The sequence below is a fragment of the Salmonella sp. SJTUF14076 genome (assembly GCF_015534835.1).
Lineage (GTDB): Bacteria > Pseudomonadota > Gammaproteobacteria > Enterobacterales > Enterobacteriaceae > Salmonella > Salmonella enterica.
Map to the genome: position 1 here is coordinate 2,283,689 of NZ_CP064674.1, position 18,535 is coordinate 2,302,223.

At 48.8% G+C, this 18,535-nt stretch carries 18 protein-coding genes; 11 read left to right on the forward strand and 7 right to left on the reverse strand.

Annotated elements, in window-relative coordinates; genetic code table 11:
* Window positions 1-42: 42 nt before the first annotated feature.
* Window positions 43-1,584 carry a transcriptional regulator TyrR gene (tyrR, locus tag HU143_RS11150; protein WP_001235484.1) on the forward strand — a complete coding sequence of 514 codons (1,542 nt, stop codon included), beginning with the start codon at window positions 43-45 and terminating at the stop codon, window positions 1,582-1,584.
* An 89-nt stretch (window positions 1,585-1,673) separates the two neighbouring features.
* On the opposite strand, the gene tpx is transcribed toward tyrR, so the two are convergent.
* Window positions 1,674-2,180, reverse strand: coding sequence for a thiol peroxidase (gene tpx / locus HU143_RS11155; RefSeq protein ID WP_000084401.1), 507 nt, complete (start codon window positions 2,178-2,180; stop codon window positions 1,674-1,676).
* Between the two features lie 115 nt (window positions 2,181-2,295).
* Between tpx and ycjG the strand changes: the two genes are divergently transcribed.
* Window positions 2,296-3,261, forward strand: a complete 966-nt coding sequence (gene ycjG / locus HU143_RS11160; RefSeq protein WP_023227157.1) for an L-Ala-D/L-Glu epimerase — start codon at window positions 2,296-2,298, stop codon at window positions 3,259-3,261.
* Here ycjG and mpaA read toward each other — a convergent pair.
* Window positions 3,236-3,964 (reverse strand): murein tripeptide amidase MpaA, encoded by a 729-nt coding sequence (mpaA, locus tag HU143_RS11165; protein ID WP_000219108.1) that lies wholly within the window; start codon window positions 3,962-3,964, stop codon window positions 3,236-3,238. The genes ycjG and mpaA overlap by 26 nt on opposite strands.
* 189 nt (window positions 3,965-4,153) lie before the next feature.
* On the opposite strand from mpaA, the gene HU143_RS11170 reads away from it, so the two are divergent.
* On the forward strand, window positions 4,154-5,767 hold the full coding sequence (locus HU143_RS11170; RefSeq protein ID WP_001216561.1) for a peptide ABC transporter substrate-binding protein: 1,614 nt from the start codon (window positions 4,154-4,156) through the stop codon (window positions 5,765-5,767).
* A gap of 96 nt (window positions 5,768-5,863) precedes the next feature.
* Here HU143_RS11170 and HU143_RS11175 read toward each other — a convergent pair whose 3' ends face one another.
* Entirely contained in the window at window positions 5,864-6,793 is a 930-nt protein-coding gene (locus HU143_RS11175) for an aromatic alcohol reductase (protein WP_023227156.1), read from the reverse strand.
* A 118-nt stretch (window positions 6,794-6,911) separates the two neighbouring features.
* Here HU143_RS11175 and HU143_RS11180 point away from each other — a divergent pair, with 118 nt between their 5' ends.
* Together HU143_RS11180 and HU143_RS11185 are read left to right on the forward strand one after the other, a co-directional pair.
* Window positions 6,912-7,817 carry a LysR family transcriptional regulator gene (locus tag HU143_RS11180; RefSeq protein WP_023227155.1) on the forward strand — a complete coding sequence of 302 codons (906 nt, stop codon included), beginning with the start codon at window positions 6,912-6,914 and terminating at the stop codon, window positions 7,815-7,817.
* Window positions 7,818-8,092: 275 nt separating this feature from the next.
* Entirely contained in the window at window positions 8,093-8,962 is an 870-nt protein-coding gene (locus HU143_RS11185) for an aldo/keto reductase (protein ID WP_000456775.1), read from the forward strand.
* 90 nt (window positions 8,963-9,052) lie between these two features.
* Here HU143_RS11185 and bdcA read toward each other — a convergent pair whose 3' ends face one another.
* The gene (bdcA, locus tag HU143_RS11190; protein WP_000979084.1) at window positions 9,053-9,766 is read right to left on the reverse strand and encodes an SDR family oxidoreductase; all 714 of its coding nucleotides are present in this window, start codon (window positions 9,764-9,766) and stop codon (window positions 9,053-9,055) included.
* 77 nt (window positions 9,767-9,843) lie between these two features.
* Between bdcA and HU143_RS11195 the strand changes: the two genes are divergently transcribed.
* Complete coding sequence (locus HU143_RS11195) at window positions 9,844-10,434, forward strand: TetR/AcrR family transcriptional regulator (RefSeq protein WP_000208474.1); 591 nt, start codon at window positions 9,844-9,846, stop codon at window positions 10,432-10,434.
* A gap of 128 nt (window positions 10,435-10,562) precedes the next feature.
* Window positions 10,563-10,799 (forward strand): YgdI/YgdR family lipoprotein, encoded by a 237-nt coding sequence (locus HU143_RS11200; RefSeq protein WP_001168017.1) that lies wholly within the window; start codon window positions 10,563-10,565, stop codon window positions 10,797-10,799.
* Window positions 10,800-11,012: 213 nt separating this feature from the next.
* Here the strand turns inward: HU143_RS11200 and HU143_RS11205 are convergent, their stop codons facing one another.
* Window positions 11,013-12,122, reverse strand: a complete 1,110-nt coding sequence (locus tag HU143_RS11205; protein WP_023227154.1) for a hypothetical protein — start codon at window positions 12,120-12,122, stop codon at window positions 11,013-11,015.
* Window positions 12,123-12,512: 390 nt separating this feature from the next.
* Entirely contained in the window at window positions 12,513-13,370 is an 858-nt protein-coding gene (locus HU143_RS11210) for a GyrI-like domain-containing protein (RefSeq protein ID WP_010989022.1), read from the reverse strand.
* A 291-nt stretch (window positions 13,371-13,661) separates the two neighbouring features.
* Between HU143_RS11210 and zirU the strand changes: the two genes are divergently transcribed.
* The 4 genes from zirU (at window position 13,662) to HU143_RS11230 (ending at window position 18,068) form a co-directional block, all read left to right on the forward strand.
* Window positions 13,662-14,507 carry a two-partner-like secretion system exoprotein ZirU gene (gene zirU, locus HU143_RS11215; RefSeq protein ID WP_023227593.1) on the forward strand — a complete coding sequence of 282 codons (846 nt, stop codon included), beginning with the start codon at window positions 13,662-13,664 and terminating at the stop codon, window positions 14,505-14,507.
* A gap of 74 nt (window positions 14,508-14,581) precedes the next feature.
* Complete coding sequence (zirT, locus tag HU143_RS11220; RefSeq protein WP_023227594.1) at window positions 14,582-16,564, forward strand: two-partner secretion translocator ZirT; 1,983 nt, start codon at window positions 14,582-14,584, stop codon at window positions 16,562-16,564.
* Between the two features lie 26 nt (window positions 16,565-16,590).
* The gene (locus HU143_RS11225) at window positions 16,591-17,415 is read left to right on the forward strand and encodes a ZirS family two-partner secretion-like system exoprotein (RefSeq protein ID WP_023218218.1); all 825 of its coding nucleotides are present in this window, start codon (window positions 16,591-16,593) and stop codon (window positions 17,413-17,415) included.
* Between the two features lie 95 nt (window positions 17,416-17,510).
* On the forward strand, window positions 17,511-18,068 hold the full coding sequence (locus HU143_RS11230) for a redoxin family protein (RefSeq protein ID WP_023218219.1): 558 nt from the start codon (window positions 17,511-17,513) through the stop codon (window positions 18,066-18,068).
* Between the two features lie 106 nt (window positions 18,069-18,174).
* Here HU143_RS11230 and HU143_RS11235 read toward each other — a convergent pair whose 3' ends face one another.
* Window positions 18,175-18,513, reverse strand: a complete 339-nt coding sequence (locus HU143_RS11235) for an antibiotic biosynthesis monooxygenase family protein (protein WP_000051816.1) — start codon at window positions 18,511-18,513, stop codon at window positions 18,175-18,177.
* Window positions 18,514-18,535: the final 22 nt, after the last annotated feature.

The following is an 18,535-nucleotide window of genomic DNA, read 5'->3' on the forward strand; positions in this document are numbered from 1 at the left end:
TTATCATCTATTTAATGGTTCATTATTCAGGTGAAGGTTCCCATGCGTCTGGAAGTCTTTTGTGAAGACCGACTTGGTCTGACCCGCGAATTACTTGATTTACTGGTGTTACGTAGCATTGATTTACGCGGAATCGAGATTGATCCCATTGGGCGAATTTATCTTAATTTTGCTGAGCTGGAATTCACCGACTTCAGCAGCCTGATGGCCGAAATCCGCCGTATTTCTGGCGTAACGGATGTCCGTACCGTTCCCTGGATGCCGTCCGAACGTGAACATCTGGCCCTGAGCGCGCTGCTTGAGGCGTTGCCGGAGCCGGTGCTCTCATTGGATATGAAGAGTAAAGTGGAGATGGCGAACCCGGCGAGTTGTCAGCTTTTTGCCCAGAACCAGGAGCGAATGCGGCATCATACCGCCGCACAATTAATCAATGGCTTCAATTTTCAGCGCTGGCTGGACGGTAACCCGCAAAGCTCCCATAACGAACATGTCGTAATCAACGGGCAAAACTTCCTGATGGAGATTACGCCGGTACATTTACAAAACGAAAATGACGAATACGTGTTGACCGGGGCGGTCGTGATGTTGCGTTCCACGATTCGTATGGGGCAGCAGCTACAGAATTTGTCCACGCAGGATCTGAGCGCGTTTAGTCAGATTATTGCCGTGAGCGCAAAGATGAAGCACGTCGTTGAGCAGGCGCGCAAACTGGCGATGCTCAGCGCGCCGCTGCTGATTACCGGCGATACGGGAACCGGCAAAGATCTTTTCGCCTATGCCTGTCACCAGGCAAGCCCTCGTTCAGCGAAGCCGTATCTGGCGCTCAACTGCGCTTCAATCCCGGAAGATGCGGTAGAAAGCGAACTATTTGGCCATGCGCCGGAAGGTAAAAAAGGCTTTTTTGAACAGGCGAATGGCGGTTCGGTGCTGCTGGATGAAATTGGCGAAATGTCGCCGCGTATGCAGGCGAAGCTGCTACGTTTTCTCAATGATGGTACGTTCCGTCGCGTCGGCGAAGATCACGAAATTCATGTTGATGTCCGCGTTATCTGCGCCACGCAGAAAAATCTGGTGGAGCTGGTGCAAAAAGGACTGTTCCGCGAAGATCTCTATTATCGACTTAACGTTCTGACGCTTAATTTGCCGCCGTTGCGCGATTGTCCGCAGGATATTATGCCGTTGACCGAACTGTTCGTGGCGCGTTTTGCCGACGAACAGGGCGTTCCGCGACCGAAACTGTCTGCCGATCTGAGTACGGTCCTCACTCGTTACGGCTGGCCGGGTAACGTTCGCCAGCTTAAAAATGCGATTTACCGGGCGCTGACGCAACTGGAAGGGTATGAGCTGCGTCCGCAGGATATCCTGCTGCCTGACTACGATGCTGCGACGGTGGCAGTCGGCGAGGATGCGATGGAAGGTTCGCTGGATGACATTACCAGTCGTTTCGAACGTTCTGTCCTTACTCAGCTTTATCGTAGCTATCCGAGTACGCGTAAACTGGCGAAACGGTTGGGGGTATCGCATACCGCGATTGCCAATAAGCTGCGTGAATATGGTCTGAGCCAGAAGAAGGGTGAAGAGTAGAAAAAAAGAAGGCCTCCGGATAGAGGCCTTCTTGTGACAAAAGAGCACCGCCTGTAGCACTGACAAACGTAGCGCCAGCAGGCGCTGGCTTATGCCTTCAGGACATTAAGCGCGGCGTCGTAATCCGGCTCGTGGGTGATTTCATCCACCAACTGGCTGAAAATAACGTTGTCGTTTTCGTCAAGCACGATGACTGCGCGCGCCGCCAAACCTTTCAGCGGGCCGTCAACGATTTCGACGCCGTAGTTTTTCAGAAACTCGTTATTACGCAGAGTGGAAAGCGTAATAACGTTGCTCAGGCCTTCCGCGCCGCAAAAACGCGACTGTGCAAAAGGCAGGTCAGCAGAAACGCACAATACGACGGTATTCTCCACTTCTGTGGCCAGTTGATTAAACTTACGAACTGATGCGGCGCATACGCCAGTATCAATGCTTGGGAAAATATTCAGCACTTTGCGTTTGCCTGCATATTGGCTGAGGGAAACGTCAGACAAATCTTTTGCGACAAGAGTAAAAGCCTGTGCTTTGCTACCAGCCTGCGGAATAACGTTGGCAACGGTGACCGGGTTACCCTGGAAATGTACAGTCTGTGACATAATTATGTTCCTATTTACTTATAGTTAACGTCGAAATCCAGTTTAAGTCATTATTCATTAACACGGCAAATACTATTTGTAGCAAGCCGCGTCCGGCGCTATCAGAGGGGAAGAGATGAGATCTGTTAAGGTATATGAGGAAACCTGGCCGTTGCATACGCCTTTCGTTATTGCGCGTGGTAGCCGAAGCGAAGCGCATGTTGTCGTTGTCGAACTGGAAGAAGAGGGCGTAAAAGGCATCGGGGAATGTACGCCATATCCACGTTATGGTGAAAGTGATGCCTCGGTCATGGCGCAAATCATGAGTATTGTGCCTCAGTTGGAAAACGGGCTGACTCGCGAAGCATTGCAGAAACTGTTGCCAGCAGGCGCGGCGCGCAACGCGGTGGATAGCGCCTTATGGGATTTGCAGGCCCGCCAGCGGCAGCAAAGCCTTGCCGGGCTGCTCGGCGTGACGCTGGCCCCGGTTTTTACTACCGCGCAAACGGTAGTGATAGGCACGCCGGAACAGATGGCTGCCAGTGCGGCGGCACTATGGGAAAAAGGGGCGACGTTGCTGAAAATCAAACTCGATGCTCGTCTGATTAGCGAACGTATGGTGGCGATCCGCTCGGCGGTGCCGGAGGCGACGCTCATTGTGGACGCCAATGAATCGTGGCGTCCGGAGGGGCTGGCGGCGCGTTGCCAGTTACTGGCGGATCTGAATGTCGTGATGCTGGAGCAGCCGCTGCCCGCGCAGGATGACGCCGCCCTGGAGAATTTTATTCATCCGTTGCCCATCTGTGCAGATGAGAGCTGCCATACTCGCAGTAGTCTGAAAGCTCTGACGGGGCGCTACGATATGATCAACATTAAGCTGGATAAAACCGGCGGTCTGACTGAGGCGCTGGCGCTGGCAACGGAGGCGAGGGAGCAAGGATTCGGCCTGATGCTGGGCTGTATGCTCTGTACATCAAGAGCGATTAGCGCCGCGCTGCCGCTTATGCCGCAGGTGAGCTTCGCCGATCTTGATGGCCCAACATGGCTGGCGGTTGATGTTGAGCCTGCGCTACGCTTTACGACGGGTCAACTCCATCTTTAGGATGCCAGCGGAGCAGATTCGACATAGCCAGCAAGTATTTTTCGCTGGCTTCATCGGCGGAAACAGGGGGAAACTCGGCGGTAATGCAGTGCAGGTTGAGATCGGCGCACCAGCTGCCAAACGAACCGGGCGTTTCGTAACCTACGCTGGTCACCAGCGGCAACGCAAACGCATCGGCCAGCCACTCGCCTAGCTCGCTGCGACGTGGATCTTCAATGCAGGCTAGCGGATCGTGAAAAGAGACGACCCAGGCGGGTTGGAGTCGATGAATTAACTGGCAAAGCGCCTGGGTTTCCGGTTCTGAGCCGGGATGGTCGCCGGTTAGCAGCACGACATCACGCTCTTGCGCGCGGCTATTCCAGCGATAAACTGTCTCACCCGCTTTCCAGTTGGCGGCGGGAAAGTTACGGTTTAGATCAATGCCATTCGCATTTGCCCTTAACCCCAGTTGACAGCCATCAGGATTAACGGCAAGTACGACATGATGACGGCGAAGGGTTGGATTTAAGGTGCGTAACGCACAGGAGAGCGTCACCACGGATGAGGTTTCATCCCCGTGGGTGCCAGCCAGTATCAGACCGCTTTCGCGATTGGCGGCAGGCGCCGGAAACCAGATTAGCGGCGCGCCTAGTAGCGAACGTCCATAATGTTCAGTGCCTGGCGGAAATGCGCCGCGCTCGGCACGGGGGCGGGTGACAGTCATACGCGTTTCCCGAAGCTGAGACCAGTAGGGTAATCATCGTAGTGTTGTGTAAAACCCGCCGATTATCAAATGGTTTCTATTTACCCTCTTGTATGGCGCGATATCAACTTTCTGGCGGAAGATAATTGCATTTCTTTCTGCTGAAACAAATAATTACGTTGTCATTTAACTCATCTTTGAGGAACTTCTATGAGGCATTCTGTTTCAGTAACCTGTTGTGCGCTGTTGGTTAGCAGCTTTTCCCTGGCATATGCTGCGGATGTTCCCGGCGGAACGGTACTGGCAGAGAAACAAGAACTGGTGCGTCATATCAAAGATGAGCCCGCTTCGTTAGATCCAGCGAAAGCCGTTGGGCTGCCTGAAATTCAGGTGATCCGCGATCTGTTTGAAGGGCTGGTTAACCAGAACGAAAAGGGTGAAATTATCCCTGGCGTCGCCAGCCAGTGGAAGAGCAATGATAATCGTATCTGGACGTTTACGTTGCGGGATAATGCGCAATGGGCCGATGGAACGCCGGTGACCGCCCAGGATTTTGTCTATAGCTGGCAACGCCTGGTTGATCCCAAAACGCTTTCCCCCTTCGCCTGGTTTGCCGCGCTGGCTGGCATCACTAATGCGCAAGCCATTATCGACGGTAAAGTCACGCCGGATCAGCTTGGTGTCAGTGCCGTGGACGCGCACACTTTGCGTATTCAGCTTGACAAGCCGTTGCCCTGGTTTGCCAGTCTGACCGCCAGTTTTGCCTTTTATCCGGTCCAAAAAGCGAATGTCGAAAGCGGCAAAGACTGGATGAAGCCGGGAAAACTGATCGGCAATGGCGCGTATGTGCTTAAAGAGCGCGTGGTAAATGAAAAACTGGTGGTCGTGCCTAATACGCATTACTGGGATAACGCGAAAACGGTACTGCAAAAAGTGACATTTTTACCCATTAACCAGGAATCGGCTGCGACGAAACGTTACCTTGCCGGTGATATTGATATCACCGAATCTTTCCCTAAAAATATGTACCAGAAATTATTGAAGGATATTCCAGGGCAAGTTTATACGCCGCCGCAATTAGGGACTTATTATTATGCGTTTAATACGCAGAAAGGGCCGACGGCGGATTCCCGCGTTCGTCTGGCGCTAAGTATGACCATTGATCGCCGTTTGATGGCGGAAAAAGTCTTAGGTACCGGTGAAAAACCGGCCTGGCATTTTACACCGGATGTCACGGCAGGATTTAAGCCCGATCCTTCACCGTTTGAACAAATGAGTCAGGAAGAACTTAACGCCCAGGCGAAAACATTGCTGCGTGCAGCAGGCTACGGATCGCAGAAGCCGCTTAAATTAACTCTGCTTTACAATACCTCAGAAAACCATCAGAAAATCGCGATTGCGGTGGCGTCAATGTGGAAGAAAAATCTGGGGGTGGATGTGAAATTGCAAAACCAGGAGTGGAAAACGTATATCGACAGCCGGAATACCGGTAATTTTGATGTTATTCGCGCCTCCTGGGTGGGTGATTACAACGAACCGTCGACTTTCTTATCCTTATTAACGTCCACGCATACGGGGAATATTTCACGCTTTACTAATCCGACTTATGACAAAATCCTGACGCAAGCGACGATGGAAAATACCGCCGAAGCGCGTAACGCGGATTACAATGCAGCGGAGAAAATTTTAACGGAACAAGCGCCTATAGCGCCTATTTATCAGTATACCAATGGCCGGTTAATTAAACCGTGGGTAAAGGGATACCCCATTACTAACCCGGAAGATGTGGCCTATAGCCGTACAATGTATATCGTGAAGCACTGATGCGTACTGGTTTCTTGTTAACTCAAGGTAGCCACGCCCGCCGCCTGGTGCTGGCAGAAGGCATGGGGATTAAGCGAGCGCCTGATGCCGCCGTTCTCATTGCTGTGTTTTCAGCCAGGCGGCAATATCCTGTGTCGGCAGATGATGTTGTGCATTCCAGGTGTCACTCATCGGCCACCACATACCGTCACCACGCGCGAAGGCGACGCGATAGCGCAGCATTGGGTCATGCGGATGTAAACGGAGTTGCTCCTGTAAGTCAGGTAGCGTCAATACACCTCGGGTAAAGGTTTGCTGCGTCACGCGTTCGACCGTTTCCGCCAGTTTTGCATAAGAGGTCGTTTCCCCCGCGACAAAGACGACTTCGTTAGTGATACGCGGCTGATGCAGATAAATTTCAGTGGTCAGGCGACCAATATCCGCAGGCGACGTGACGGTGACCTGCCTTTCCCATCCGCCGAGGGCATTGATGGTTTTTTGGTCTAAGTTGACCACATCAAAGGCCGGTTCGAAGAGAAAAGAGGTAAATAAACCGGTTGAAACAATCACCCACTCTGTGACGTTTTGCTCGCGCAAAAGCGTCCTGACGTCATACTGTTCGTCCCACACCGGCTGGCCGCTGCCTTTGCCGACCACATCGTAATTCACGCCAAACTGCCAGGGGAAATAGCGCTTAACGCCCGCCTCCAGTACCGCGCGGGTGATTTTTATCTGGGTACCCGCACCGGCGACAAACCCCATACAATTGATGATCGTATCAAAACCGTGGAATTGATCTTTTAACGCTGCAACCGAACTGCCTGCGATGTCGACCGGGATAAACCGCGCACCGGCATCCGCCAGTTGTTGATGAATGCTGGAACGTCGTTTGCTATGTTTATCCCTGGATCTCCCTGACACAATAACGCAAACGGAACCATTACGCTGTGTGACCGCCGGAACCAACGACGCCAGCACTGACGCCCCCAGTTGTCCCGCGCCCAGCACCAATACTTTTTCACCTACCTGATTATTGGATTGTTTCATTTGCGCCTCTCTGTGTTGATTCACCTGTAGATAGAGATTACGGCAGGGTTCTGCGTTCGATAAGACGCCGAAGACGGGTTAGACTGTTCTGATAAATGGGATAATTGGCGGGGGGGAAATGGACAAGCTGGAAGCGATGCAGGTCTATGTTTGCGTGGTGGATACCCATAGTTTTATCAGAGCCGCCGAAGTGCTGGGCGTGCCGCGCTCAACGGTATCGCGGGTGGTTAAAGAACTGGAATCCTGGCTTAAGATTCAGCTTTTGCAACGTACAACCCGCAAACTTAGCGTAACCGCAGAGGGGCGGCGTTACTACGAAGAGTGCAAAAGAGTGCTGGCAGATATCACGGCCATGGAGTCGTCATTTCCCGGCCGGGCGGCACAGCCTAAAGGGCGTTTTAAAGTGGGGATGCCGCAATCTCTCGCCCGGCATTGCATTATTCCCACGCTCCCGGCCTTTTTGCGCCAGTATCCGGAGCTGGAGCTGATACTTTGTTCCAGCGATAGCGTGGAGGATATTATCCTGCAAGGGTATGACTGCGTAATTCGGGCCGGCAGGATCGATGATTCCACCACGCTGGTTGCCCGTCCGCTCGCCAGTTTTAACTGGGTGATAGCAGCATCGCCCACTTACATTGAGCGTTACGGTAGCCCTGAAAATTTAGATGATCTGCAAAAACACCATGCGGTCGGCTACCTGAACCACCGCACCGGGCGTACCACCGACTGGTTTTTTACGCGTGAGGGGGAGGATTACGCGATGCGGGTGCAAGAGACGCTGGTTGTCGATGATACGGACGCTTATATTCAGGCTGGAATACAGGGGCTGGGGTTAATTCGCGTCGCCAGCTATCTGGTTGCGCCGTATCTGCACAGCGGGGCGCTGGTGACCTGCATGGACAACCATTCTTATGATTTGCCGCTTGCGCTGGTCTATCCGCAAAACAGGTTTTTGCCGCCTGCGGTACGCGCTTTTTATCACTGGTGCAAAACGGCGCTGAGCCAGTCGGAGCCTCTTCGCTAAAAAATATTATTCCGGATATCGCATTGCCTGTTCAGAAAACTTTTTCACAGACGGTCAAAATGACGGTACTGGTTTTGACGCATAAGAAAAAGTCATTATCAAACAGGTGCTACACGGCGAGGATATAGCAAGCACTGAACGTTTGGATGCAATAAAAAATCTGTACAACTGTTATTAATGAACTTTTTGTATAAATATAATTGGATTTAACAATACTCATTGTACCTGTATTTTGTTCTTATCATGGCGTCTTTACGACGAAAGGGTGCTTTAGCGTGGAATATTCAATATTAAGTAACAACCTTAAAATGCCGATGGTTGGTTTTGGCGTTTTTAAGGTAACCGACAAAGAAGAATGTCAGCAGTCAGTGTTAAGCGCTATTCGCAGCGGTTATCGCCTTATCGATACCGCTGCGGTATACGGCAATGAAGATGCCGTTGGTGACGCTGTTCGTGAAGCCATCGCGACAGGTCTGTGTACCCGTGAGGAGTTATTTATTACTTCTAAACTGTGGGTGCAAGATATGGCTAACTACGATCTGGCCAAAGCAGGTATTGAAGCGTCGCTGAAAAAATCCGGGTTAGATTATTTTGATCTCTATTTATTGCATCAGGCAATGGGCGATTATTTTAGCGCGTGGCGCGCGCTGGAGGACGCTTATGAAGCCGGTAAACTAAAAGCCATTGGCGTGTCCAACTTCTATGCGCATGTGTTAGCCAACTTCTGTGAAACCGTCAGAATTACGCCAATGGTAAACCAGGTCGAATTGCATCCATACTTTGCACAACCCGCCGCGCTGGAAACCATGAAGCATTATAACGTTCAGCCTGAAGCGTGGGCGCCGTTAGGCGGCGGGAGACATAAACCGTATGAAAATGTCATGCTTCAAAGGATTGCCGATGCCCATCAAAAAACCATCGCGCAGGTTGTCCTGCGTTGGAACGTGCAGCGTGGCGTCACGGTTATTCCTAAATCCACTCGACAGGAACGCATTGAAGAGAACTTTGCCATCTGGGATTTCTCACTAACGGATAATGAAATGGCTCAAATCAACGCCCTTGATTTAGGCTACGTTGGCGAAGCGGTGAAGCATTTTAATCCTGAATTTGTTCGCGGTTGTCTTGGCGTTAAAATCCACGATTGATCCCGGCGCTTGCGGATGTTTTCTCACATGAACAGCTTCTAACACGGTTGCCGGAGCGTAGACGGCAACCGTGTGATATTCGCCTGGCCGTCAGGCGCCGAAGGCACCATCGATGGTATGCATCGCGCCGGTGACGAAAGAGGCTTCCGGGCCGGCAAGCCATGCCACCATTCCAGCCACTTCTTCAGGTCTTCCGTGTCGTTTGATTGCCATGAAACTGTGCATCAGCTCTTTCATGGGGCCATCTTCCGGATTGATGTCGGTATCAATGGGGCCTGGCTGCACCACATTTATCGTAATCCCGCGGGGGCCAAAATCACGGGCCAGGCCGCGCGCCAGCCCTTGCAGGGCTGATTTACTGGCGGCGTACGCGGCCATTCCCGGTACGGGCATCCGATCGCCATTCACGGAACCGATAATAATAATGCGTCCACCTTCCGGCATGTTGCGGGCTGCTTCGACTGACGCATGGTAAGGCGCATGGATATTAATACGGAACAAACGATCTATCGCATCGCTATCTTGTTCCAGCGCATCGCCGAAGAGAGCCACGCCCGCATTGACGACCAGAATATCCAGTGGTCCGTACTCACGCACGAGGCTGATGACGGCATCCCGATCGGCGCTATCCGTCTGGATGGCGGTGCTTCCGGTTTCCGCTGCCAGTTTTTCGGCGGCTTCACGCGATCCGGCGTAGCTGAAAACGACCGATGCGCCGTCAGCGCTAAAGCGTCGTACAATAGCCGCGCCGATACCACGACTTCCCCCTAAAACCAGTACAGATTTGTTGCGAAATAGCATCATCAGGATGTCCTTTATGATATTGTAGTAGCCACTACAATATGCGTAATGAAATCATGCCGTCAAGGAGTTATGTAGTAATGACTACAAAACATAGCCGAACGCCGGGTCGCCCTCGCCAGTTCGATCCGGAGCAAGCCATTGAAACCGCTCAACACTTATTTCATTCGCGCGGATACGACGCGGTGAGCGTAGCGGATCTGACAAAAGCGTTCGGGATCAATCCTCCCAGTTTCTATGCGGCGTTTGGCAGCAAGCTGGGGCTGTATACTCGCGTATTAAAGCGTTACAGGATGACCGACGCGATTCCGCTCGGGGCGCTTCTGCGTCACGATCGCCCGACCGCGAAGTGCCTTATCGATGTGCTGATGGAAGCGGCAAGACGTTACGCTGCCGATCCTGATGCCACTGGGTGTCTGGTTCTGGAGGGCGCTCATTGTAACGATAAACCGGCACGAGAGGCCGCCTGCGAGTTTTACATCGCTGCTGAAAACCTGATTCGCACTTATGTCGCCATGCGGTATCCGCAAGAGGCTGACCGGACGACGGACTTTATGGGGACGCTAATGGCGGGGCTTTCCGCCAAGGCGCGAGCGGGGTATAGCCTGGAGCGTCTTCAGGAGAGCGTGCTTCTGGCTGGGGATGTGCTGGAGCGATTACTGCCGGATTAACGCAGCGCATCAAAAAACCTGAGCCAGTCAGATACGGACAAACAGGGAGCAATAGCCCTAATCATCCATCTTGCCGTTGCGGTATTCGGTAAAGTACATCAAAAATAGAGATGTCAGGGAAACAAGAAATGCAAAAGTGTAGTCTTATTACGGTACTTAGCTTATCAGTGTTGATGCTAGCCGGATGTACAACGACCTATACCATGACGACCCGGACGGGAGAGATTATTGAAACGCAGGGTAAGCCGGAGGTTGACACCGCAACCGGAATGACGAAATACGCTGATGTTTATGGTTATCATCGCGTTATTAAAACCAGTGAAATAGTGCAGACAACAGAAGGCGCATCGAAGCTGGACTGGTAATGCGCTAAAGCAGTTGGGAGGCCGTGTCCAGTATGGGTACCGGACGGTTTCTGGGCCTGAATTGAATAGAGCGCCTGTATAGCCGAATTCCGGGTATCGGCTTGATTTGTGTCGTCAGTTATTTGGTTGTTCCCTGTATAGTGAAGATAAACATTACTCATGGCTAACGGTCTGTTTTGGATTGCTAACTATCCCGGATTCTGCGCGTTTTATTTAGTCACAACCATGGTTAAGAATATTTTGGGTCAGACTTACACGCCGGGTATTAAGATAATCCGTCGCATAGAGAGCTTGATCGGCATCATTCGGTTCAAGAAGAAACGGCGTGACTTTAGGTATGAGATCAGCAAACAGGTTATATTGATCCACAGAGGCAAAATGCCGGGTAGCGCTGGCCCAGGGCATTCGCATCAGCTCTGCGTAAGAGGGGGATAGTTGAACAGGCAAATCAAATTCTTTCAGATTAGCAAGCATCTCCTTATTCATATAAAATGTGACCCTGCTTCGCGAAAAGGTGTTAAGCACTGCCTTCAGTCGTTTAACTTTTGCTTCTTTACTCATGCTATTATCAAAAAAACGTGGTGAAAGCATAATAGCAATCGATGCATTTGATGAAATAACATTATGTAGTGGTTTCAGGGCTACAACAATCTGATCGTTTGTGAAAATACGCTGCGTACCAGAAGAGGTAGTATAGTTTCCACCCAGCCAGATCACATAATCTGTTGTTTTGAGGGGAAGCGCTTTTTCCGGTATATTACCCCTGTCAGGTGCCACTGTTTCAATTGCTAGTGAGTCTTGTCCCCAGACATTATTTACTTTAGAACTCAAAAAATTATATTCTGAAATGTTCCTTAGTTTTAGCAGAGTTATCTGCGAGCGGGTAAAAAATAGATTGAATCTCACTTTGTTCTGCAATTGCCAAAGTAATCTGAGCGTGTTCTGATCGATCAGATGACTATACAGACCAACCGTTTTTCCGGAAAGTATTGCTGAGGCATTGTTCGCAAGAAGCATCTCTTTTATAGCTCCTTGCCCAATAATCAGTACGCAACTGTATTTTTCTGGTCTGATTTTATCTATGGGGATATCGGTAAGATTGACCAGGTCAGGAGTGCCATGCCGCCAATTATCATGAATGACTGTGGCTCCGGAGGCGTCTCCTCCGGCTCCCTTGGTGATAATAAGAGGAGGGTAGGTACTGGCATGTGCGATATACGAAAAACAAGCTACCATTGCTAGCGCTGTGTTTCTGATGGTTGTATACATATCGTCTGCCCTGATTTCGAAAATATGAATAATGTCTCCTCTTATAATGTACATCAAAAAGAGAGCATTTTAATTAAACGTTATCTCAACGAGATAAAAGGTTAGCACAGGAAAGTATAGAGAGAATGTAATCATACCAACATTATAGGTGTGGGAGCATAAAGGCCCCGCAAGCCGCCCGGCCAGCATACTCCCATTAATAGTTAAAGTATGGACTTTGCTTTTACCGTAAACTGTAGCCAATATTACCTGATCACTACACCGTACAGTACTGTCAGAAATCTGTCCCCGATGTCGCGTGCACGCAATTTATTTTTTCAATTCTTTCAAAAAGTTAACTACATTTAATAGTCACTTATTATACCAGAATCAATACTGAGAGTTTTATTACCGTTCTGAAAAGAGAAGACTTTTCAGATGAAATGCGTGGATGGTACGAAGTCATTACAGTACAGGGATGTAATAATAAAGATCGACAATGGATTCATTATTCTGTTGCTTTTGGACGGATGCCAAATGGAAGTATTCAATATCTTCTCCTTCTCTCCTGATAAGATTCAGTTTTGGCAATATACACATATATATTGTATTGGAAAATTGTTGATATTGTTCCTTATGACCAACGAAATGGAATTTTGCATATTTACCACATTTTATTACCCTCGACATGGGTATTTTGCCTCCATCGACGGAATTATGTTCCATACCAAAAAAACTGCTTACGGCGATGACCTGGTCTTTGGTATTATCCGGCTTAAAAGACGAGAGACAATACACATTTTCGCCCCACGTTCTGAGCGTCTCATGAATGATTTTCCATTTTATAGGCGACGCTTTTTTAGGAAGGTCATTTGTTGCGATCTGATGAGATGTTTGAAATCCGAAAATTTCTTTTGACGTAAGCTGACAAATTTCGAACTGATAATGCTCATCACAGTCAAGCCAGTAGGGAGGCCGTAGGTTTCTGAGATCCCAGAAATCAGCCTTGCGATAGTTATTGGGATTGACGCCAAATGTTTTTTTGAACTCTCGACTATAGGACTGCACTGAATCAAACCCCATTCTGAACGCGATATCTGTGACCGACTGAGAGGTCAGCTTTAGCAGAGTGGCGCTTCTGCTCAACTTGCGTTGTCTGATATATTTTCCGATAGAGACGCCACACTTTTCTTTAAAAAAATCCTGCAAACTCCTTCGCGAATAACCTGTTATAACAACCAGCTTTTCAATATCAATCCTCTCTTCAAGATTTTTTTCTATTTGCTCTAATACTGAGATTATTATGGCTTTTTTCATCATCATTTCTCTTTATTGAAGTCGAAAATATAAACATTTAAGGTGTTTGACATACTGTGTTATTAAACTAGTGGGGTTGTTAGCTTTTCTGGCAAAACAAGAAAGATTTAAATTTCTTGACGTTTCTGAATAAACTTTACACTTGGAGATCGGCTTTTGCCAGTAAAGCTAAGTAATTGGCATGGCGAAGGTCATAATTTCACAGGCGGTTAAAATGATTGAATAACCCTGAATTTTTAGCCCGTGAGATTATAAATCTCATAATTATTTCTAATGATTTAATAAAAGGGAATTGTTTTGTACTTCAAAAGATCTTTATTAGCGTTAGCAATTTGTGCATCCGTGGTCTCAGTAGAGGCGGTGGCGAATACCAGAGCCAATGATATGGCTTCTTCTGCTACACCTGCTTCTGTTGGTCACCGTCCTGTGGCAACTACTAATGCAAAAAAAATAGAAGTGTCTGGGGAACTGACGACCGGTTCAACCCTCCAGATAGCGGATGTTTTTATTAGGGATGAGGATGGGGATCTCTTATCGCTGGATAAAATGAATAATGCCGACGATATTAAATGGTATCTGGTGGATAATGAGGCCGCCGATCCTTCTGGAACCCCGGCGGCAACCGGGACGGCTTTTACCATTCCTGCTGATGCAGGCGGTAAAAAAATTAAAATCGTTTACCGGATTAAGACGGCAACGGGGACGCCGGATAGTGCATTCTTGCCTGCCACTGTCTTATTAACTTCTGCATCTTCTGGGGTGAGCGGCGACTCCGCCGCAGACGGTACAATTTCTAATAAGCTACGTTCTGTCACTATCAATGTGGTGAATGAAAGTGGTAAACCGACTGATGAACTCAACGGTACCAATGACGCCAACACTCCAGTGGTAGGCGGCACCCTTGAAGCGGTACTGGAATGTGCCGCCACAGCGGCGGCTGAGTGTGAGGTCAGTAATTATAACTTTACCTGGCAGATGGCGGATGCCGGGACACCAGATAAGTTCACCGATCTGAATAATACCAACGCTGAAAAGCATAAATATATTATTAAGGGAACTGAGCAGAATAAACTGTTCCGTGTTCACGTCACGCCTAAAACGACGAAAGCCACGCCGGAGAATAAACGCGCTATCCGTCGCTGATCTTTATCGCTAAATAAACATCTTATTTAAATGCTCCCCCTGCCAGGCAGGGGGATATAGCAGGAGACAATACAGTGGTTTTTTCTAAAAAACCCATTACTAAATATATAACCTGGGCCATTGTTACCAGTCAGATTTCACTGCCGGTCATCGCTGATAGCGATAGTGAAATTCAGTCGTGGATTGCGGGGACGGCATCGTCTATTTCTCCGCATCTGCAGGAGGGGACGCTGGAGGATTATGCCAAAGGAAAAATAAAGGCGTTACCAGGGCAAGCCGCTAATCATCTGGTGAACGAAGGGATGAAGAGCGCTTTTCCGGAGATTATTTTCCGTGGTGGCGTCAATCTTGAAGATGGCGCGAAATATCGCTCATCAGAGTTCGATATGTTTATTCCTGTCGAGGAAACAACATCGTCTTTACTCTTTGGCCAGCTTGGCTTTCGCGACCACGACAGCAGCAGTTTCGATGGCCGCACCTATGTTAACGTTGGTGTGGGTTATCGCCAGGAGGTCAATGGATGGCTGCTTGGCGTCAATACGTTTCTGGATGCCGACATCCGTTATTCCCACTTACGTGGCGGCATTGGCGGGGAAGTCTATAAAGACAGTCTGGCCTTTTCCGGCAACTATTATTTCCCTCTCACCGGCTGGAAAACGTCAGCAGTTCATGAATTACATGATGAGCGTCCGGCATATGGCTTTGATCTGCGAACAAAAGGCACACTTCCCGATTTTCCCTGGTTCAGTGGCGAGCTGACATATGAACAGTATTACGGGGATAAAGTTGATCTATTGGGTAACGGTACATTAAGCCGGAATCCCCGCGCCGCAGGTGCGGCTCTGGTCTGGAATCCTGTCCCCTTGCTTGAGGTCAGAGCAGGATATCGGGACGCCGGTAATGGCGGATCGCAGGCAGAGGGCGGTCTGAGAGTCAACTATTCCTTCGGTACGCCGTTACATGAACAGCTTGATTACCGCAACGTTGGGGCGCCGTCGAATACGACTAATCGACGTGCCTTTGTCGATCGTAATTACGATATCGTCATGGCGTATCGGGAGCAGGCCAGTAAAATCCGCATTACGGCAATGCCGGTGTCAGGCCTGTCCGGGACGCTGGTGACATTAATGGCGACGGTAGATAGCCGTTACCCGATTGAGAAAGTTGAGTGGTCGGGTGATGCGGAGCTTCTCGCCGGACTCCAGCTTCAGGGGAGTCTGGGCAGCGGCCTTATCCTTCCACAACTTCCGCTGACGGTGACCGACGGTCAGGAGTATAGCCTTTATTTAACGGTGACTGACAGCCGGGGTACTCGCGTGACCTCCGAGCGTATCCCGGTAAGGGTGACACAGGATGAGACCAGTTTCCGTTCCTGGATAAATGTTATCAATGACGATGTTCAGGTTGAGGACGGCAACTTTGTTATCAGTACGCCGCTTCCTGCCGGAGAAGAGGGGAAGGTTATTGAGTGGCACTACGTGCGCGAGCGTTCTGAAGAGGAGTGGGCGTCGCTCAAACCACGTCATATTAAGTATCAATCAGATACGCCGGGTCTGGCATTTAAAGCGCTTGGTGGTACAGAGCGTGACGGCCATTGGGTTGAACGGGTTCTGGTGACCCATATCGGCGATGATGCCCGCTCGCTCAAATTACATATTGAAGCAAGCGGACCAGACGATAAACATCCGGTGAAGGGTACCGTACTACTGCAAGCGCAGCCAGACAGTATTGCGCAGAAAGTCACTTCTGTGGAGGTGTTTTTTACGCCGGGTACTGAAGAGGCCAACGGAAGCGTTACCGCGCCAGTCGTCGGAACGGAAATGCGAGCCAGAACGCTTTGTGTAAATAACACGGACTGTACTGATGCGTTTAATTATCAGTGGGAAATCTCGGATGAAATGAAATCCTGGCAATCCGTACCGGGGGCGACAAAGGCCACCTGGCTTATCCCTTATAGCCTTAACGGGGAATCGCTACAGAATAAATATATCCGCGTCAGAATTATTTCTGATAAAGAAAATGCCAAGAGTTCTACCGCAGCATCTGATGCGAATTAATGTTTTAAAAAGGATCAACAGTGCGTATGTCGAAACATAATCTTATTATCTATAGCCTGCTTCTGGCGGCTGTGCCGATAAGCGTCTTGGCGGATTCGTCGACAACGTCCGCGGCAACCGTCGGGATGTTTTCTCCACCTACGGCGCCGAGCGTTGGGCACAGGCCTGGTTCGCCGTTGAGTGATTATGGGTTGGAATTGAATGGGTATTATGGATATTTTGAATCATATATACCTATACCAGGCATGCTTTTAAAAGCAAGAATGGTTGGGAGAGTCAGTGATCTTGATACTGAAAAATATCAAGCTAATGAAACGGCTACCACAGTATGTACGTATTATCGCGTTGAGAAAGATGACTCACAGCATGAGCTTCTACGTGAAAAACCGTGTAAATATGAAATTGTTATCAGCGAGGATAATGTAGGTTCGAAGATAAGAATTGAGCATTATAACGAAACAGATATGGTCTCAGCACCAGGATATACGCCTGTGCCGATGGTTTCTGAACTCCATTCTATTGAAACAAAACGTATAGTTAAATTGAGTAAAGATTTATCTGTCATTAGTGCAGATAAATCTTTACTGATGCCAGGAGAGAGTGCTGTTGTGAAACTTATTGTTAAAGATATAAATAATAACCCCATATCTAATCTCAATCTCCAGTGTGGGCATTTTCCAATAGGAAATTGGAATAGTCGATGCGATATCAAAGCAGGGGGTAATCCCGGAGAGTATCTTCAGACGGTAACTTATAATGGAGGTTCAAATGGAGAGTTGAAATTGACATATAAATATTTTGGGGAATTGATTAAAGATAAATTTACTATCTCCGGGACAATAAAAAAGTAGAGTAAAAACAGCAATGAATAATGGGTTGGCTTTTATTTCACTGCTCTTATTATGGATGTTTACCTGGTTTTTTAGCGGATTGCTAAATAATTATTATGGCTAAAATAATACAAACATTAAAAGGAGAAGTTTTTATGACACCAGCAACAACACAGGATTATATCTCATTGGGTCAGGAACACGCTGTGACCTTTGGCAAAACGCAGCTGACCCTCAAACCCGGTATACTGGCTGAAGGCGAACCATTACCCTGCACAAAGGGGCTGGTGAGCCATAATTTATTACCGGGTTACTGTATCCCGGGGATAAAAAAGCGGATTATTGTCGTCCCGTCACTGGATACGCCGGTTTGTGAATGGCAGGTAAAAGACTATAGTGACCGCCTTAAATCAGCGGGTAGCCACTCAAACCGGGCGGTATATGTGCTGAGTATGGATACGCCATTTGCTCAGGCCCGTTTTATTCGGGAACATGATATTCATCCCGGCATAACCTTTGTTTCTGACTACGCTTGCCGCCAGTTTTTGGATAATTCCGGGCTGAAAATTAATGAGCTCAGTATTTTTGCCAGAGCGTTGATAGAGTGCGATGAAAATAATGTGGTTACGCATGTTATTGTACCACGAGATATCACTCATCTTCCTGTTTACTAATCACTTATATCAGCACCGTCCCTGCACAGAGAACCGAATAACCGGCAATGCAGGGGCGCAGGCATCCTCCTGTAGTGCCCCCACATTTAACACATATACTATTGCATCACGCATAAGGAACTGAAAATGATGCCAGCGGATGGGGCAGGTTAACGTTATGGCACCCCTGAATTTCTGCAATAATCGTCTGGTAACCGGAAAGCCACTTATGACTTTGTGATTTGGCCTGCTGGTGCTGTAAATTATTTATCAATAGCTCCATTGATTCGCGGGTCTGCCAGTAATAATTATTAACCATTCTTCCGCTGGCGGCATCGGTATAGCTTTCCATCCCAATATAGCCATCAATAGTCTGTGTATAGCGCTCAATCCAGCCATCCAGTTGATAAAACTCTTCGTCGTACTCTTTTTTTTCGAAAATAAAACTTGTCAGAAACAGCGACATGGTATTTCTCCTGTTACGCAAT

Bases quoted from the DNA above. Each gene is read 5' to 3' on its own strand.
- tyrR (WP_001235484.1), top strand. From the start codon at position 43: ATGCGTCTGGAAGTCTTTTGTGAAGACCGACTTGGTCTGACCCGCGAA.
- tpx (WP_000084401.1), bottom strand. From the start codon at position 2,180: ATGTCACAGACTGTACATTTCCAGGGTAACCCGGTCACCGTTGCCAAC.
- ycjG (WP_023227157.1), top strand. From the start codon at position 2,296: ATGAGATCTGTTAAGGTATATGAGGAAACCTGGCCGTTGCATACGCCT.
- mpaA (WP_000219108.1), bottom strand. From the start codon at position 3,964: ATGACTGTCACCCGCCCCCGTGCCGAGCGCGGCGCATTTCCGCCAGGC.
- HU143_RS11170 (WP_001216561.1), top strand. From the start codon at position 4,154: ATGAGGCATTCTGTTTCAGTAACCTGTTGTGCGCTGTTGGTTAGCAGC.
- HU143_RS11175 (WP_023227156.1), bottom strand. From the start codon at position 6,793: ATGAAACAATCCAATAATCAGGTAGGTGAAAAAGTATTGGTGCTGGGC.
- HU143_RS11180 (WP_023227155.1), top strand. From the start codon at position 6,912: ATGGACAAGCTGGAAGCGATGCAGGTCTATGTTTGCGTGGTGGATACC.
- bdcA (WP_000979084.1), bottom strand. From the start codon at position 9,766: ATGATGCTATTTCGCAACAAATCTGTACTGGTTTTAGGGGGAAGTCGT.
- HU143_RS11195 (WP_000208474.1), top strand. From the start codon at position 9,844: ATGACTACAAAACATAGCCGAACGCCGGGTCGCCCTCGCCAGTTCGAT.
- HU143_RS11200 (WP_001168017.1), top strand. From the start codon at position 10,563: ATGCAAAAGTGTAGTCTTATTACGGTACTTAGCTTATCAGTGTTGATG.
- HU143_RS11205 (WP_023227154.1), bottom strand. From the start codon at position 12,122: ATGTACATTATAAGAGGAGACATTATTCATATTTTCGAAATCAGGGCA.
- HU143_RS11210 (WP_010989022.1), bottom strand. From the start codon at position 13,370: ATGATGATGAAAAAAGCCATAATAATCTCAGTATTAGAGCAAATAGAA.
- HU143_RS11225 (WP_023218218.1), top strand. From the start codon at position 16,591: ATGTCGAAACATAATCTTATTATCTATAGCCTGCTTCTGGCGGCTGTG.
- HU143_RS11230 (WP_023218219.1), top strand. From the start codon at position 17,511: ATGGCTAAAATAATACAAACATTAAAAGGAGAAGTTTTTATGACACCA.
- HU143_RS11235 (WP_000051816.1), bottom strand. From the start codon at position 18,513: ATGTCGCTGTTTCTGACAAGTTTTATTTTCGAAAAAAAAGAGTACGAC.